Consider the following 14,582-nt stretch of genomic DNA (forward strand, 5'->3'; position numbering starts at 1 on the left):
CGATGGCCAAAGCCACACTGCTGCTGCCCGCGCGCAGCCGTTTTCCGGCAGGCGAACTGCCGGCGCAGGTGGCTACGGCCCTGGGCCGTGCCGAGCGCTCGCTCGGTACAGCCGGTGAACTGGCGCAGCTGCGCCGTCACTTCAGCGTGCAGCCGGCCGACTGGTCGGCTGCCGCCTTGACCCGCCAGGCCGATGCCGGCGACGCCGCCGATGGCTTCTGGCTGCGCGCCGATCCGGCCAACATCGTGCCGGACATGCAAGGCGCGCGGCTGATGGCAGCGGCGGAAACGTTGCGCCTGGAACAGGCCGATGTGGATGCCTTGTTGCCCGCATTGCAGCCCTTGTTCGCCGGTTTCGGCTACCAGTTGGATGCGCCGACGCCGGCGCGTTGGTATCTGCATCTGCCGGACGACACGCCATTGCCTGCGTTCGCCGAACCCGATGTCGTCCTCGGCGATGACCTGTTTGCCCATCTGCCGAGCGGCGAGAACGGGCGCCGCTGGCGAGCGCTGCTCACCGAAGCACAGGTGGTACTACACCAGCACCCCTGGAACGAACAGCGCGTCGCGCAGGGCCAGCGTGCGGTGAACTCCGTGTGGTTCTGGGGGGCGGGAAAGCTGCCACAATCCGTGCAGACCGCACATGCGCAGGTGCGTAGCCGTGATGCCTTGCTGCAAGGCCTGGCTGCAATGGCCGGCGTACGCCTGGGCGGCGAGCAGAGCGTGGATGCATTGGTCGATCTACGCCAGTTGCGTTCACTGCAGCAGCTGACGCGTGACGCCATCGCTCCTTTGCTCGAAGCGCTTGCGCGTGGTGAGCTCAGCGAATTGCAGCTGGATTTCGAGGACGGCACGGGTTATCGCCTGACCCGCAGGCAGCGTTGGCGGCTGTGGAAGAAGCCCATTTCGACGCTGGCCGATGAGTGAGAGCTTGAAGATTGTTCGTCGTGACGCGGTCGTGGCCGACGACTGGAACGATGGGACGCTGCCGTTGCTGCGCCGCATCTATGCCGCACGGGGGGCGACCACGCCCGAGCAGGCGCAGCCACGACTTGCGCAACTGCACGCGCCTGAACTGCTGGGTGGCATGCAGGCGGCGGTAAGCCTGTTGGCCGAGGCCATCGCCAGTGGCAAGCGCATTCTGATCGTGGGTGACTTTGATTGCGATGGCGCTACCGCCTGCGCGGTGGGGGTGCGGGGACTGCGCATGCTTGGCGCACGTGACGTTGTGCATGCGGTGCCGAACCGGATGCTGCATGGCTACGGTTTGTCGCCCTCCCTGGTGGCAGAGCTGGCGGCATTGCAGCCTGATGTATTGGTCACGGTCGATCACGGCATTGCCTGCCATGCTGGCGTGCGTGCGGCAAAGGCGCTGGGTTGGCAGGTGTTGGTCACCGACCATCACCTTCCGGGTGAGCAATTGCCACCGGCCGATGCAATTGTCGATCCGAACGTGGACGGCGACGCATTTCCCAGCAAGGCATTGGCAGGCGTCGGCGTCATTTTCTACGTGCTGATGGCGCTGCGTCGGCATCTGCGCGAACGCGCCGCATTCGCTGCGCAGCCCGAACCTGATCTGCTGACCTTGCTGGATCTGGTGGCGGTCGGCACCGTTGCCGACCTGGTGGCATTGGATGACAACAACCGCGCCCTGGTTTCCGCAGGCCTGCGCCGGCTGCGTGCTGGCAAGGCCTGCGCGGGTTTGCAGGCCTTGATCGAAGCAAGTGGTCGCGATCCGCGTCGACTCAGTGCAGGCGACATCGGCTATGCCGTTGCGCCCCGCCTCAACGCGGCGGGGCGACTGGAAGACATGGCACTGGGCATCGAGCTGTTGCTTACCGAAGACCCGGCGCAGGCGCGGCACATCGCCACCTTGCTGGAGGAGATCAACGCCGAACGCCGCGCGGTGCAGCAGATCATGACCGACGATGCCGAGCGTGCCGTCGCCCGTGCGCTGTTGGATGACGGCATGCAACGTCCGGTCGCCGCCTGCCTGTTCGATGCCGAATGGCATCCGGGAGTGGTCGGCCTGGTCGCCTCCAAGATGAAGGATCGCCTGCATCGCCCGGTGATTGCCTTTGCCCCGGCCGAGCCGGGGGCTGATGCACTGCGTGGTTCGGCGCGCTCGATCAGTGGTTTCCACATCCGTGATGCCCTGGCCGCGATCAATGCCAGCCACCCGGGATTGATGGAGAAGTTCGGCGGTCATGCGATGGCGGCCGGGCTCAGCTTGCCGTTGGCCAATCTGCAGGCTTTCAAGCTTGCCTTCGAACAGCAGGTACAACGCAGCCTGGACCCGGCCTTGCTGCAGCAGCAACTGCTCAGTGATGGCGAGTTGTCTCCCGCAGAGCTGGATTTCCAGCACGCTGAAGCGCTGCGCTTGGCCGGCCCATTTGGACAGGGCTTTGCCGAGCCGCTGTTCGATGGCGTGTTCGAAGTACTTGAATGGCGCGTGCTCAAGGAACGCCATCTGAAGTTCGTATTGCGTCAGACCGGTAGTTCGGTGCGAATCAACGCGATCCATTTCAGCGGCTGGACCGGCACCGCACCCGCGCAGCACGTGCAGCTTGCCTACCGACTGGTGGGCGACGACTACCGCGGCGGCAAAGCCATCCAGCTGATAGTCGAGCACTGCGCAATCGTTTGATCGGGTGCAAGCATCCATTGTAGTGCCGAGCCATGCTCGGCAGGGGCTTCACCGCAGATCCATCACAACGTGTAGCCCCGGTAAGCGGCGCACACCTGGGGCATTTGCGGCCAACTCGAATAATTCTGGTTCCTTGACCCCGGGTGCGCTCTGCTTACCCGGGCTTCGGTACTTGCATAGCCAGTTTTGTGTGATATACATCACCAAAGACGAATCTCGAATGTCCAGACAACAAACGTCGTTTGGAAACCGACGATTGCAGAATCCGCGCAGTTCAACACCTGGCCACGCTTTGATTGCGTGAGGACTGCGTGATGAAGGCCATCCTCCACTAATACATTCCTACGAATTCAGTATTCAAAGGCCCGATACGGGTGTCAGAAAACTGGCGCGTTTCATAAAGCAATGGCAAAGTCGGGTTCTCGATCACGCATGGGACGACGGAACGCCCGATGTTCGCCGAATCACTTTCAGCAGCAGGCGGCTTGCAACGCCTGCATCAGGACCGCCGCCTGGTTCGTGTAGAGACCGCACTCGCACCAGAGACATTCCTGGTCAAACGTTTCGACGGCAACGAGTCGGTCTCCGCGCCTTTCCTCTACCACGTTGAGTTGCTGTCCACCCAATCCCGGCTGGAGTTGAAGCAGCTGGTAGGACAGCCGCTGCGATTGTTGCTCGGCGACGAGTTTGGCGGCCGCAGCGTGCATGGCTATGTGCGCGAGTTCGCCAGCACCGGCCAGCAGGCGCAATTCAACAGCTACCGCGCCGAAGTCGCGCCGTGGTTCGCGTTCCTTGATTACACCAGCAACTGCCGCATCTTCCAGGACAAGAATGTCCTGGAGATCATTGAAGAAGTGTTTGCCGGTTACGAGCAGCTGGCACGCTATCGCTACGATCTCAATGCCGGCAAGCTGCCGCCATTGTCGTACTGCGTGCAGTACAACGAATCGGATTTCGCCTTCGTCAGTCGCCTGCTGGAAGATGCCGGCCTGTACTACAGTTTCGTGCATGATGACGAGGGGCATACGCTGGTCATCAGTGATGACTCCACGCTCAGTGTCGTGCATGGCGAGCCGGGCAGCATTGCCTATGTCTCCGATCAGGGCACGTTGGCGCGTACTGGCCTGCATCGGTGGGGCGCACGACGCAGGGTCGGGCCGAGTGCACAGACCTTGCGCAGCTTCGATTTCAAGCAGCCCAAGCAACAGCTCGATGGCAACCAGGGCAACCAGGTGCCGATGGGCCTGTTGCCACCGCTCGAACAGTACCGTTACGACGGTGCGGCGCGTTTTGCCAACAGTCGTGTCGGCGAGGCATTGGCGGCGGTGCGCAATGAAGAAGTCAGCTGGCCAACCAAGTTGTTCGAGTGCGCAGGCAACGCGGGCGAACTCGCCGCTGGCGCGTGCTTCAGCCTTGATCGCCACCCGGATTTCATTGGACGCGACGAGGTGGATCGTCAGTTCTTCGTGGTGTCGATGCGGCGCGAAGGGCATAACAACTTCGCCAGTGATTTCTCCAGTGCCGAGTTGCCCAGCATGGAAATGCAGGCGCAGGTGTTGCGCCGACGAATTCCCTTCCGTCCTTTGCGACAGACGCCATGGCCGCGTATGCCAGGGCCACAGACTGCTACCGTGGTCGGTCCGCCGGGTGAGGAGCTGCATGCCGATGCCTACGGTCGGGTGAAGGTGCAGTTCCACTGGGACCGCAAGCTGGACCGTCGTGAAAATGCCTCGTGTTGGATACGTAGTGCCAGTCCGTGGGCCGGTGCTGACATGGGCGGCGTGTCGCCGCCGCGCATCGGCCAGGAAGTCATCGTCGACTTCCTCGACGGTGATCCGGATCGTCCGATCATCACGGGTCGGGTCTACAACGAACAGAACATGCCCCCATTCGGCATGGAAGTCAGCGGGCTGAAGTCGAAGACAGTGAAGGGTGCGGGCTGGAACGAAGTGACCATGCACGACGGTGCCGGCGGGGAACTGCTGAACATGCGTGCGCAGCGCGACATGGTCACCACGGTGCTCAATGACCAGACTGCCAGCATCCTCAACAACAAGTCCACCAGCGTAACGGTTGATCACAGCATGACGGTGGGTGGTAACCAGTCCATCGGCGTCACCGGCAACCGCGGGATCACCGTCACCGGTACCGACACCTCCACCGTGACCGGAACGCGCACCACGGACGTCACCGGTGCGGTCGGCGAGACGTATCACACCGGGCAGACCAAGACCATTCTCGCCGCTGGTTACACCGAAACCATCACCGGCCCCTTCACCACAACGCTGACCGGCAACTACATCAGCCAGCGCACCGGTACGTGGCAGCAGACCATCACCTCGACCTCGCTCGAACAGGTGCAGGGAAAGGTGACCGAGCAATATCTTGCCGGGCGCGAGACCAGCATCACCGGCTTGGACAAGCGCGGAGTCACTGGCGCCGTCGAGGATGCCAACAAGGGACCACGCACCATCGGGGTGGAAGGTACATTCGAGCAGGGGGTCACCGAAACCCACTCGCAGTTCTCCACTGGGGAAATGACCCTGTCGTCTGCGGCCAAACTGATCGCAGCCGTCGGCGAATCCTCCGCCATCGAGATCACGGCGGGTGAGATCAAGATCAGCGCCGGCGGTTCGGAAGTGGTGATCAATGCCAGCGGAGTCTCGGTCAACGGCAGCGAGATCAAGCTCAACTGCTAAGCAGAACGGAGATTCAGCATGCAGGACACCCCCATGTTGCGCGGCCTCGCTACCTTGCGCGAGGCGTGGCTGCAGGCAAGTTCCGACCCCTCCCGACGATTGCTGATATGGCGTCTGCCGGCCAATGCCAGTCGTCTGCTGGCGGCCTTCTTCGAGATGCAGCGGCACGATGAAGGGCGCGATACGCCGGACTATTTCCTGCGCATCGATACCCGCTACGAACTGGGTTTCCGCTACAGCAGGCAGATCAAGCAGGATTTGCTGGAGCGCTATCTCGGCAGCCAGGACGAGTTGCGCGAGCAGGGCGTAACGCTGGGCTGGCGCGGCCCCAACGAAACCCATCCGGATTCTGCCGCGGGTGTCGTCGAGGTGCTGGCGAGCTTTGCCGAACATCACGGCGCGCATCTGCGCTTGATGGCAGCCGTACTGGAGCCCGAACGCTACGTGCCAGGTGATGGCTTCGAGCGCTGGGTTTCGGCTGCGCTGAACGCCGGGCCCAGCGCGCAGCTGCGTCTGGTGCTGGTGGATACCGAAGAGGATCCCCGTTGGCAGCCGCTGCTGGACAGGCATGCGGGTGTGGCCGCGCTGATCGGTGGCGACGTCGATATGTTTGGCATCGCCCGCGATACCGCGGCGCAATCCACCGGGCGCGGGCCGGAGGTGTTGTATCGGCAGTTGCTGGCCGACTTGGTGCTGTTGATCGAGCGGGGTAGCCCCGCCCAGGTGGTCAGCCGGGCGGAGCGTGCGCAGGCACTGGCCACGCGCAATGGGTGGCATGACCAGCAGTCGGTGGTACAGATGATGGTGGCCGGTGCCTGGCTCAAGCACGGCGATCACGCCCAGGCGATCAATGCCTACCGCAATGCGCGCACTGCGGCTGAGAGTGCCAGGCTGGGCGGTAACGCCGCAGGTGCCGATCTGGTGACGCAAAGTTGGTTTGGCGAGGCGGGCTGCTGGTTGACGGCCAAGCAGCCTGAGCGCGCCGCGCAGACCTACCTGCAGGCCTCGACCTCGGCGGCGAGCATTCCGCACCCGATGTTCCAGCTGGAAGGGCAACGCATGGCCGGCTGGTGCCAGTTGCAGGCGGGCAACCGGGAGCTCGCGCGCACCCAGCTGCTGGAGGCTATTCGTATTGCCAAACCCTTGCCGCCAGCGGACCGCAAAACCACAACGCTGCCGCAGGCGCTGTGGGATCTGCTGCTGTTGCAGGACGCACGCCGCTGCCAGAAGTTGCAGGACGTCGCGGCCGAGTATGTGCAAGCCAGTGCGCGTGTGTTCGGCGATGCCGAAAACCACGCGATGGCCCTGGGGCCGCGGCCGGCACGGTCCGCACTCGATGCCATCGAGCGGCAATTGGACGTGGTGCTGGAGCAGGGCTTTCATCGTGCCCAGCAGGAACGTGAACGACTGATCCAGGCCGGTGATGAGTTCTTCCGCAAGATCGTCGCCGTGGGCCGGGATTTCCTCGATCCATCCTGGAACGGCATTCCGGCCATCGAACACCCCCTGGACCATGAGATCCCGGTATGGAGCGAGCCGCCGGCAATGCAGCCGTTACCGGATCCGTCGGAATTGTGGCAGGCGGCCGATACCGCGCGTAGCGCAGCACAGACAACAGCAGGAGCAGCACTGGCATGACGCCGAGCAGGAAAACAGCGGTGATGGCGGTGGCCATCGTGATTGGAATCATCGTGGTGGCCTGGATCAGTGCCGACTATCGCGATGAGGTCAAAGCCTTCCTGCGTGCGCTGTTGCGCGCCATCTAAGCGACAAGGAGTGTTGCCATGAGCATCGCTGCCAAGCATCTTGATCCGCAGTTGGGCATCGACATCCATATGTATGCGGTGCCGCCAAGCCCGCTGCCGACGCCGCATATCGGGCTGGTACTGGATCCTTTCGATTACATCCCGTTCATTGGCTCGACGATCAAGGTCAATGGTGTGCATCGCGCCACTGCGGGCACGGGTGGGCTGGACGTACATATTCCCCTGGGGGTGTGGGCACCGCCGTTGGCCGCGCCGATGGGGCCGCAGTTCGATGGCGAGGAAATCTTCATGGGCAGCCGCACGGTGTCGGCTGACGGCGAGCCGTTCTCGCGGCTGGCCATGCCGGTGCTGGATTGCAACCTGGCCGGCATGATCAACCCGTTCCGGATGAAGAAGCCCAAGAAGCCGCTGCGGGCGATGTCCTTGCCGACGGGTTTGAACGTGGCCATCCCCACCAATGTAACGGTAGGTGGTCCGCCGACGATCTCATGGACAGCGATGGCATTTCGCGCAGCCTTCGCCGGGCTTGGCAAGCTGCGCAAGACGAAGTTCTTCCAGGGCAAGATGGATGCCTTCAAGAAGTGGCGTCAAGGCAAGTGGGGCCATCTTCCGCCGGGCACGCTCAAGTGCAAGATCCTGCGCGCCGAGCCGGTGGATACCCGCGATGGCAGTGTGGTGGTCAGTCACCAGGATTTCGAGATTCCCGGTCGCCTGCCGCTGGTCTGGCAGCGCAGCTACAGCTCCGCGCAGATCGACCGTGGCGGCGCCTGTGGTATCGGTTGGCAGACGCCTGCCGACATCATGCTGGAAGTGCTGGCCGATGGTTCGGTATGGATGTGCGGGCCGGGGCAGGTCGCCTTCTTCCCCGAGCTGCCGCCGGTTGACGGTGAAGCCGCCGCGATACTGGATTTCGTCGATGGTGCACGCTTGCTGCGACAACGCGGGCAGTTGCGGGTGCGCTTCAAGGGCGGGTTGCAGTATGTGTTCGGCAGCGAGCTGCCGGCAGGGATCGCGCCGTTGCCGGTACATGGCAGCCTGGCCCTGCAGCGCATCGAAGATGCCAGCGGTAACTACTGGCGCTTCGAGCGCAACGACGGCCACCTGGTACGTATCGTCGAAAGCGGTGTCGATGGCCTGCAAGGGCGCTTCATCGATGTGGATGCGCGGCACGGCCGCATAGAGCGGATGGCCATGCACGACCCGGCCACCGGGCTTGTCCACCCCTTGGTGAGCTATCGCTACAGCAACGAAGGTGATCTTGTTGCTGCGATGGATGCGCTGGGCGCTGCGCGTACGTTTGTCTATGCGCAGCACCGCTTGGTGCAGCATACGGACCGGGTTGGCCTGTCGTTCTATTACACCTTTGATGCGCAGGGACGGGTAGTGCACTCCTGGGGTGACGGCGGCCTGTACGACTACCATTTCGAGTACGACACGCTGCTGCGGGAGACCCGCGTGACCGATTCGCTCGGCCACCTGAGCGTGATCAAGTTCGACGAGAACCAGCTGCCGCTTTGCGAGATTGATCCGCTCGACGGCGTCACCTTCTTTGAGTACGACGACTTCGGCCGCACGGTTGCGGTAACCGATCCGGAAGGCCTGCGTACCGGCTTTGCCTACGATGCACACGGCAACCTGTGCTGCCTGACGCGGGCCGATGGCAGCACGCTGCAGATGGAGTACGACGACAACGACAATATGCTTGCGCTGCGGTCGCCGGATGGCGCCGCGTGGCAGCAGGCTTATGACGCGCGTGGACTGATGGTTGCGCAGACCGATCCATTGGCGGCGACCACACGCTATGACTATGACGCCAGCGGGCAATTGCTCGCGCAGACCAACGCGCGACAGGCCGTCACCCAGCTGCGCTACGACCGGCACGGACTGGTTGCCGCGGTTGTCGATGCGCTCGGGCATGAGAGTCGCTACGAGCAGGATGCGCTGGGCAATCTGCTGCGGCAGGTGGACCCGCTAGGCCAGGTAAGCCGCTATGAATATGACGCCAAAGGCCGGTTGCTGGCGACGATCACGCCCGACGGTGCCGGTGTGCGCTGCGAATACGATGCGGAAGATCAGCTGGTCCGTTACACCGACGAAGCCGGCGCGCAGACCCGGCTGGAGTATGTGGGCATAGGCCAGATCGGCAAGCGGCTTCAGGCCGATGGTCATATCGTGGAATACCGCTATGACAGCGAAGAACAGCTGGTCGCTGTCATCAATCAACGCGGTGAGACCTACCAACTCCTGCGCGACCCGCTCGGCCGCATCGTCGAGGAAGTCGACTATTGGGGCCAGGCACGACGCTACAACTACGACGCAGCGGGAAGGCTCACGACTACCGTCGACGCGCTCGGTCAGAAGATTGCCTTCAACACCGACAAGATGGGGCGGATCACCCGCAAGACCTTGCCGGATATCCGCCATCCCGGGCAGCAGCTGCAGGAGCACTTTGTCTACGACAAGCTCGGTCAGTTGATCGAGCTTCGTAATCCCTCGCGTACGGTCAAGCGCCGCTACGACCCGGTTGGACAGCTGTTGGAAGAGTTGCAGGATGGCTTCCGCGTCGGCTACGGCTACGACGAGGTGGGCAACCGGGTGTCACGAGAGACTTCCGCCGGCAATCACCTTGCCATCGGTTACGATCTGCGTGATCAGGCGGTATCGATCACGATCAATGACGAATCGCCGATCCTGATGCAGCGCGACCCGCTGGGGCGGACCACGCAGGAAACCCTGAGCTCGCATCTGCAGCGCAACTTCAGCTATGACAGCCGCAACCTGCTGACCTCGCAGTCCATCCTCAAGGACGCGGCGCCGCTGTTTGAAACCAACTATGACTACGACCGCAGCGGCAACCTGACCCGGCGCAGTGACAGCGGCCAAGGCGTGGACGAATACCGTTATGACGCCATTGGGCGCTTGCTGCAGCACACCGACCCGAAGGGCAAGATAGAGCGCTTCTTCAACGACCCAGCGGGCGACCGCCTACGCACCGAGATCAAGCAGGTGCAGGCACGCAAGGTGGTGGGCGGCGACAACGATGAGCTGGTCACCTGGACGCGCGAAGGTACCTATCAAGGCGTGCACTACGTCTTTGACCGGGCAGGCGACCTGATACGCAAAGGCGCACCGCACGGCGACGCTCCTGACGATCTGACCCTGATCTGGGATGCCAACCATCGCTTGGCGGAAAGCCGGCGAAATGGGCAAGCCACGCACTACGGCTACGACCCGCTAGGCCGAAGAGTGTTCAAGCGCAACCCGACGCAGACGACGTGGTTCTTCTGGGACGGCGATGCGTTGCTGGGTGAAGTGCAGCAGGCCAATGACGCGGTGGATGCAGCGCCGGTTTGGGTGGGGAATGTCGCTAGCTTGATTGAAGTCAAGGCGCGCCAACAGAGGTTGACGGCGTTGCACGAGCGGGTGCGGGAGTACGTGTATTACCCAGGAACGTTTGTGCCATTGGTCCTTGTTGGGGCGGCCAGTAAGGACATTGTTGAGACAAAAGTGTCGCCCCCGGCAACTACTACTGGCCCCGTTGATGCGAAAAAGTTGAACGACCCCGTCTTTCAGTTGAGATCAGGGGGAGGTTCGGAAAATACATCGATTAATGGTGCATTTATTCTGGGTAGAACCGCAATTCTTTCAGCGGCGAGGGAGGGTGTATCAGCAAATGACTTGAATTGTAATCAATCCGCCTCCGCGCCAAGCAGGGAAGGGGATGTGTTGGCGGGCGAAGCTGGTAGCAGTTCTTTTGGAAACATAAAGTGTTCATATGTTTTCCAGGTTGACCCAAATGGCTGCCCGCTGAGAATATGCGACAGTTTTGGGAGAGTCGTTTGGTCCGCTTCCTGGGGAGGGAGTGGAGTGCGCCATCTGGGTGAAAGTTATTTGGAAAATAACTTGGCGATGCAAGGGCAGTACGTGGATGCAGAGACTGGCCTCAATTATAACAGGTATAGATATTACGATCCGGAGCAGGCGGGCTATATTGGTCAGGATCCCCTGGGCCTGCTTGCAGGGCTAAATGTTTATTCTTACGTTCGAAATACGTTGGGATGGATTGATCCTCTTGGGCTCTCAGCCGGATCGGCGTGGGATTCCATAAGTTTTTTTCGTGACCAAAATGGCCTTCTCTCCGTGGCTGGTGAGGACGCGCTAGCGGCAGGTGGCGCGAAGAACGCCCAGAACACCGTCGCGTTGCTTCGTGTAGGCGACCGGGAATTCATCGGAATGAATAGTAGAATTCAGAACCCGAAGAATCCTTTTACCGCCGGCCCTATCAACAACATTACGAAATTTCATGCAGAAGGGAATGCGGCGCAGCAGGCATTTGACGCAGGAATGGCGGGCAAGCATAAAGTCGCTGAAATGTGGGTTGACCGCGATCTGTGTCATGCTTGTGGGCCATCTAACGGGGTAGGGTCTCTTGCCAAGGCCTTGGGTCTGGATGAGATACTTGTACATTCACCTTCAGGATCAAGGGTTTTCAAAGCACCATGCGCACAATAACTAAAATATCTTCAGAAATTCGTCAAGGTGCTCGCGCGGTGAGTGTTGAGAGTGAAGATGTGACTTTCTTCGGTTGCCTGGAGGCGGTCAGGAATATGAACGGTGATGATCGATCCCTTGTTTGCGTTGAATTGTCGGATGGGTCGATCATGATCGGAGGGGGCGGTGCTTCGTTTATAGTTACAATGGAGTTTGTCGATAAGATCGTCAACGCGGTGGACTTGTCGAAAGATTCTGATGACTTCGTTGAGATGACTGTCGGCGGGCAGGCTGTTGATTATCCTAGCACCTACGTTATTTCTTTTGAGCAGGTCTGCGCTGTCTTGAGTGAACAATTGGATGGTGGCGCAAAAATTGTTGAGTACGAAGTTGTACCGAAGTGATTTTGTCGCCTGCCCATAAACTCGACCCAGGCGTTCTTGGGGGTCTCCCGGTAAACTGGCACCAAGGAGATCGCCAAAGCATGCAGGGGTTGAAGTGATAAAGGTTAATCAAATAAGATCGGCTGCGGAATCCGCCAAGCTTGGCGAAATCGATATGGCAGGGTATGTCTTGTCGCGATGCGGTTCCGCGAATGAATTGGATGTCGAACAATACAAGAATCTAAAGGTTCTACTGAGTTGTGAGCACGCAATCTATCCTTCCGGCGGAGTGGAGGATATCGGGTTCTGTCGAGAGCTGCTTGAAGAATTGAAGCCAAGCTACCTCGAATTCACGGTTGTGGATCCAGAAAAGATAGAGTCAAGTCGCGCGCAGTTGAACGCGTTGGCTGCATTGGATGTTCGAAAAATTGCCAATGGACTTTTCCTACTAAAAGATGACATTTCTCTGCTTGACCGAACTGCGCATATGGACGCGCTAGTGCAGTCGGGCGTGGAGATGTTCCAAATTGAGATCGAATCCTTGGTTGATCCCGAGTCCAAAATATCTTCTAAAGGTCGCGGGAGAATTGCGGAGTTCTTTTTGCGATATCCGACGCTGATTGGAGATTCTTTTGTGGTGAGCACGAGAATCCCTGATGTGCAGCAGCGCGGATTTTATCTGAATCTTTCTCCTGCTGGTGGACGGTCGTACGATTTCTCGCAGCAGCAATACAGCCTCTCTTCGGCAATGAGGATCATTAAAGGGCTGAGGAAGATGTGAATAATTTGCCAAGCGTGTCGCTTGAAATAAGTTTACTCGCCTACACGCTTGGTGAGCCATTGATTTTTGTTCGATGAAACAGAAGTTGGGCCGAAATCTTAGATGTCACGGCGTGGGGGCGGAGTTGTTCAGGCCTTCCCTACAGGGGGGGTAATGCTTGCAAAAGAAGCTCGCCTAAGGTGGAGCGAAGATCAATTAAAGTTGGTTGAGAAGCAGCTCTTTGAAGCGGCGAGGTCATTTAAGCAGGGGCCTATGCCGGACTCGCCCTTCGGCGTTACCGAGCAGAACTTTGCTGACTATCGGGGGGCTGTTCTTTCTGTGCCTGTGCGCTATCTCGGTGTAAGTTGCGTTGATTTCTCTGATGTTATTTTTAGGGACGGGGCGAGCATAAATGAGTCTGATTTGACCGGATGTAGGCTTGATCGTATCGATATGCGTAATGTTTTTGTGCGGCGAAGCTTTAGTGAATGTAGCTTCATTAAGGCAAAGTTATCTGGTGCAAGGGTGGGTCGGGAAGTGATCGTAGGAACTTGGTGACGTTAACCGACGGTACTAATCATCCAGGCATGAGTAAGTTGGAAGGCATTGTTCGCCGGCATGTTGAAAAAGGAAACGCGGTGTTGATGGAGGTTATCCAGAACTATCACGGGGGGAGTTTGGTGCCGCATTCTATTACTATGTTTGCATTTGATGCGAGAGGTAATATTCTTGTCAATCAAACGGTGATGGATGGATTGCGTCAGATAACCCAGTGCTGTAGAGATTAGAGGTTGCATTGTCTTATGGAAATTCAAGTTGTTTCGAAATCGAGTTCTCTTGGTGATGCGCAGGAATTGAATGCCATTAGGATTCTTGGCCATCAGTTGCCTGCTTCCTATCGCAAGTTTTCGGCTGCGTTCGGATACGGTCGACTTGGCGGGCTGGTTATTATCTATTCGGGAGATCCAATACATCCTGATTCTGTGATAATTCAGGGTGGTCGCGTAAAAAGTTTCATTGATGAATCGATTTCTGAGGATTATTTTGAATTTCGGCCCGCTTCCGATGAGCGGCGAATTGGAAATTTGTATCCGTTTGCAGCTAGTGAGAATGGTGAGTACTTTGCGTGGGATCTGAATTCTGGCGAAGAAGGCGAGTATTTAATTTACTGTATCGGGGCTCGAATGGCTGGTTTGAGGTATGCAGCGAGATCGCTTGATGAGCTTTTTGATAAGCTTTGTGGCGATTCAATAAGGGGGGTTATGGGGCCTGGTTACAAGCCGTTGCCCAGAACTTTCGAGGGTTTGTGAACAATTTGTTTTACTGAGGTGCCACAGATTACGGTTGGTTGTGCCTTGACGAGAGTACTCCTGGGGTGATGGCGGGCTGTACGACTATCATTTCGAGTACGACGCACTGCTACGCGAGACCCGCGTTATCGACTCGCTTGGCCACCTGAGCGTGATCAAGTTTGATGGGAACCAGTTGCCGCTTTGCGAGATTGATCCGCTCGACGGTGTCACCTTCTTTGAGTACGACGACTTCGGTCGCACCGTTGCGGTAACCGATCCGGGAGGCCTGCGTACCGGCTTTGCCTACGATGCACACGGCAACCTGTGCTGCCTGACGCGGGCCGATGGCAGCACGCTGCAGATGGAGTACGACGACAACGACAATATGCTTGCGCTGCGGTCGCCGGATGGCGCCGCGTGGCAGCAGGCTTATGATTCGCGTGGACTGATGGTTGCGCAGACCGATCCATTTGTCGCCTGCCCGTAAACTTTGTCGCCTGCCCGTAAACTTGATCCAGGCATTCTTAGAGGTCTCCGGGCAAACT

Annotated in this window: 12 protein-coding genes; all 12 read left to right on the forward strand. The window is 59.4% G+C overall.

Translation table 11 applies throughout. The features are described 5' to 3' along the window. Nucleotides 1-2: 2 nt before the first annotated feature. The 12 genes from RT131_RS08130 (at nt 3) to RT131_RS08185 (ending at nt 14,524) form a co-directional block, all read left to right on the forward strand. Nucleotides 3-926, forward strand: a complete 924-nt coding sequence (locus RT131_RS08130; protein ID WP_313171885.1) for a phosphoglycerate mutase — start codon at nt 3-5, stop codon at nt 924-926. After that, nucleotides 919-2,646: a single-stranded-DNA-specific exonuclease RecJ gene (recJ, locus tag RT131_RS08135; protein ID WP_313171886.1), complete on the forward strand. Its 1,728-nt coding sequence runs from the start codon at nt 919-921 to the stop codon at nt 2,644-2,646. The genes RT131_RS08130 and recJ overlap by 8 nt, the downstream gene beginning before the upstream one ends. Nucleotides 2,647-3,098: 452 nt before the next feature. Further along, nucleotides 3,099-5,345 carry a type VI secretion system tip protein TssI/VgrG gene (gene tssI / locus RT131_RS08140; RefSeq protein WP_313171887.1) on the forward strand — a complete coding sequence of 749 codons (2,247 nt, stop codon included), beginning with the start codon at nt 3,099-3,101 and terminating at the stop codon, nt 5,343-5,345. An 18-nt stretch (nt 5,346-5,363) separates the two neighbouring features. Beyond that, nucleotides 5,364-6,983: a hypothetical protein gene (locus tag RT131_RS08145; protein WP_313171888.1), complete on the forward strand. Its 1,620-nt coding sequence runs from the start codon at nt 5,364-5,366 to the stop codon at nt 6,981-6,983. Then, a complete protein-coding gene (locus RT131_RS08150) occupies nt 6,980-7,111 on the forward strand; it encodes a hypothetical protein (RefSeq protein ID WP_275452865.1) in 132 nt (43 codons plus the stop codon). The genes RT131_RS08145 and RT131_RS08150 overlap by 4 nt, the downstream gene beginning before the upstream one ends. An 18-nt stretch (nt 7,112-7,129) precedes the next feature. After that, on the forward strand, nt 7,130-11,623 hold the full coding sequence (locus RT131_RS08155; protein ID WP_313171890.1) for an RHS repeat-associated core domain-containing protein: 4,494 nt from the start codon (nt 7,130-7,132) through the stop codon (nt 11,621-11,623). 38 nt (nt 11,624-11,661) lie between these two features. Next, on the forward strand, nt 11,662-12,006 hold the full coding sequence (locus tag RT131_RS08160; RefSeq protein ID WP_313171892.1) for a hypothetical protein: 345 nt from the start codon (nt 11,662-11,664) through the stop codon (nt 12,004-12,006). A gap of 94 nt (nt 12,007-12,100) precedes the next feature. Then, nucleotides 12,101-12,766, forward strand: coding sequence for a hypothetical protein (locus RT131_RS08165; RefSeq protein ID WP_313171894.1), 666 nt, complete (start codon nt 12,101-12,103; stop codon nt 12,764-12,766). A gap of 153 nt (nt 12,767-12,919) precedes the next feature. Beyond that, nucleotides 12,920-13,303 (forward strand): hypothetical protein, encoded by a 384-nt coding sequence (locus tag RT131_RS08170; RefSeq protein ID WP_313171896.1) that lies wholly within the window; start codon nt 12,920-12,922, stop codon nt 13,301-13,303. Then, complete coding sequence (locus RT131_RS08175; RefSeq protein ID WP_313171898.1) at nt 13,300-13,533, forward strand: hypothetical protein; 234 nt, start codon at nt 13,300-13,302, stop codon at nt 13,531-13,533. Before RT131_RS08170 ends, RT131_RS08175 begins: the two co-directional genes overlap by 4 nt. A gap of 15 nt (nt 13,534-13,548) precedes the next feature. Then, entirely contained in the window at nt 13,549-14,055 is a 507-nt protein-coding gene (locus RT131_RS08180) for an SMI1/KNR4 family protein (protein WP_313171900.1), read from the forward strand. Nucleotides 14,056-14,206: 151 nt separating this feature from the next. After that, nucleotides 14,207-14,524, forward strand: a complete 318-nt coding sequence (locus tag RT131_RS08185) for a hypothetical protein (RefSeq protein WP_313171902.1) — start codon at nt 14,207-14,209, stop codon at nt 14,522-14,524. The last annotated feature ends 58 nt before the right edge of the window (nt 14,525-14,582 follow it).

This window comes from Stenotrophomonas sp. (genome assembly GCF_032066555.1).
Taxonomy (GTDB): Bacteria; Pseudomonadota; Gammaproteobacteria; order Xanthomonadales; family Xanthomonadaceae; genus Stenotrophomonas.

Excerpts from the sequence above, each read along its gene's own strand:
- RT131_RS08130 (WP_313171885.1), top strand. The coding sequence starts at position 3 with ATGGCCAAAGCCACACTGCTGCTGCCCGCGCGCAGCCGTTTTCCGGCA.
- recJ (WP_313171886.1), top strand. The coding sequence starts at position 919 with ATGAGTGAGAGCTTGAAGATTGTTCGTCGTGACGCGGTCGTGGCCGAC.
- tssI (WP_313171887.1), top strand. The coding sequence starts at position 3,099 with ATGTTCGCCGAATCACTTTCAGCAGCAGGCGGCTTGCAACGCCTGCAT.
- RT131_RS08145 (WP_313171888.1), top strand. The coding sequence starts at position 5,364 with ATGCAGGACACCCCCATGTTGCGCGGCCTCGCTACCTTGCGCGAGGCG.
- RT131_RS08150 (WP_275452865.1), top strand. The coding sequence starts at position 6,980 with ATGACGCCGAGCAGGAAAACAGCGGTGATGGCGGTGGCCATCGTGATT.
- RT131_RS08155 (WP_313171890.1), top strand. The coding sequence starts at position 7,130 with ATGAGCATCGCTGCCAAGCATCTTGATCCGCAGTTGGGCATCGACATC.
- RT131_RS08170 (WP_313171896.1), top strand. The coding sequence starts at position 12,920 with ATGCTTGCAAAAGAAGCTCGCCTAAGGTGGAGCGAAGATCAATTAAAG.
- RT131_RS08180 (WP_313171900.1), top strand. The coding sequence starts at position 13,549 with ATGGAAATTCAAGTTGTTTCGAAATCGAGTTCTCTTGGTGATGCGCAG.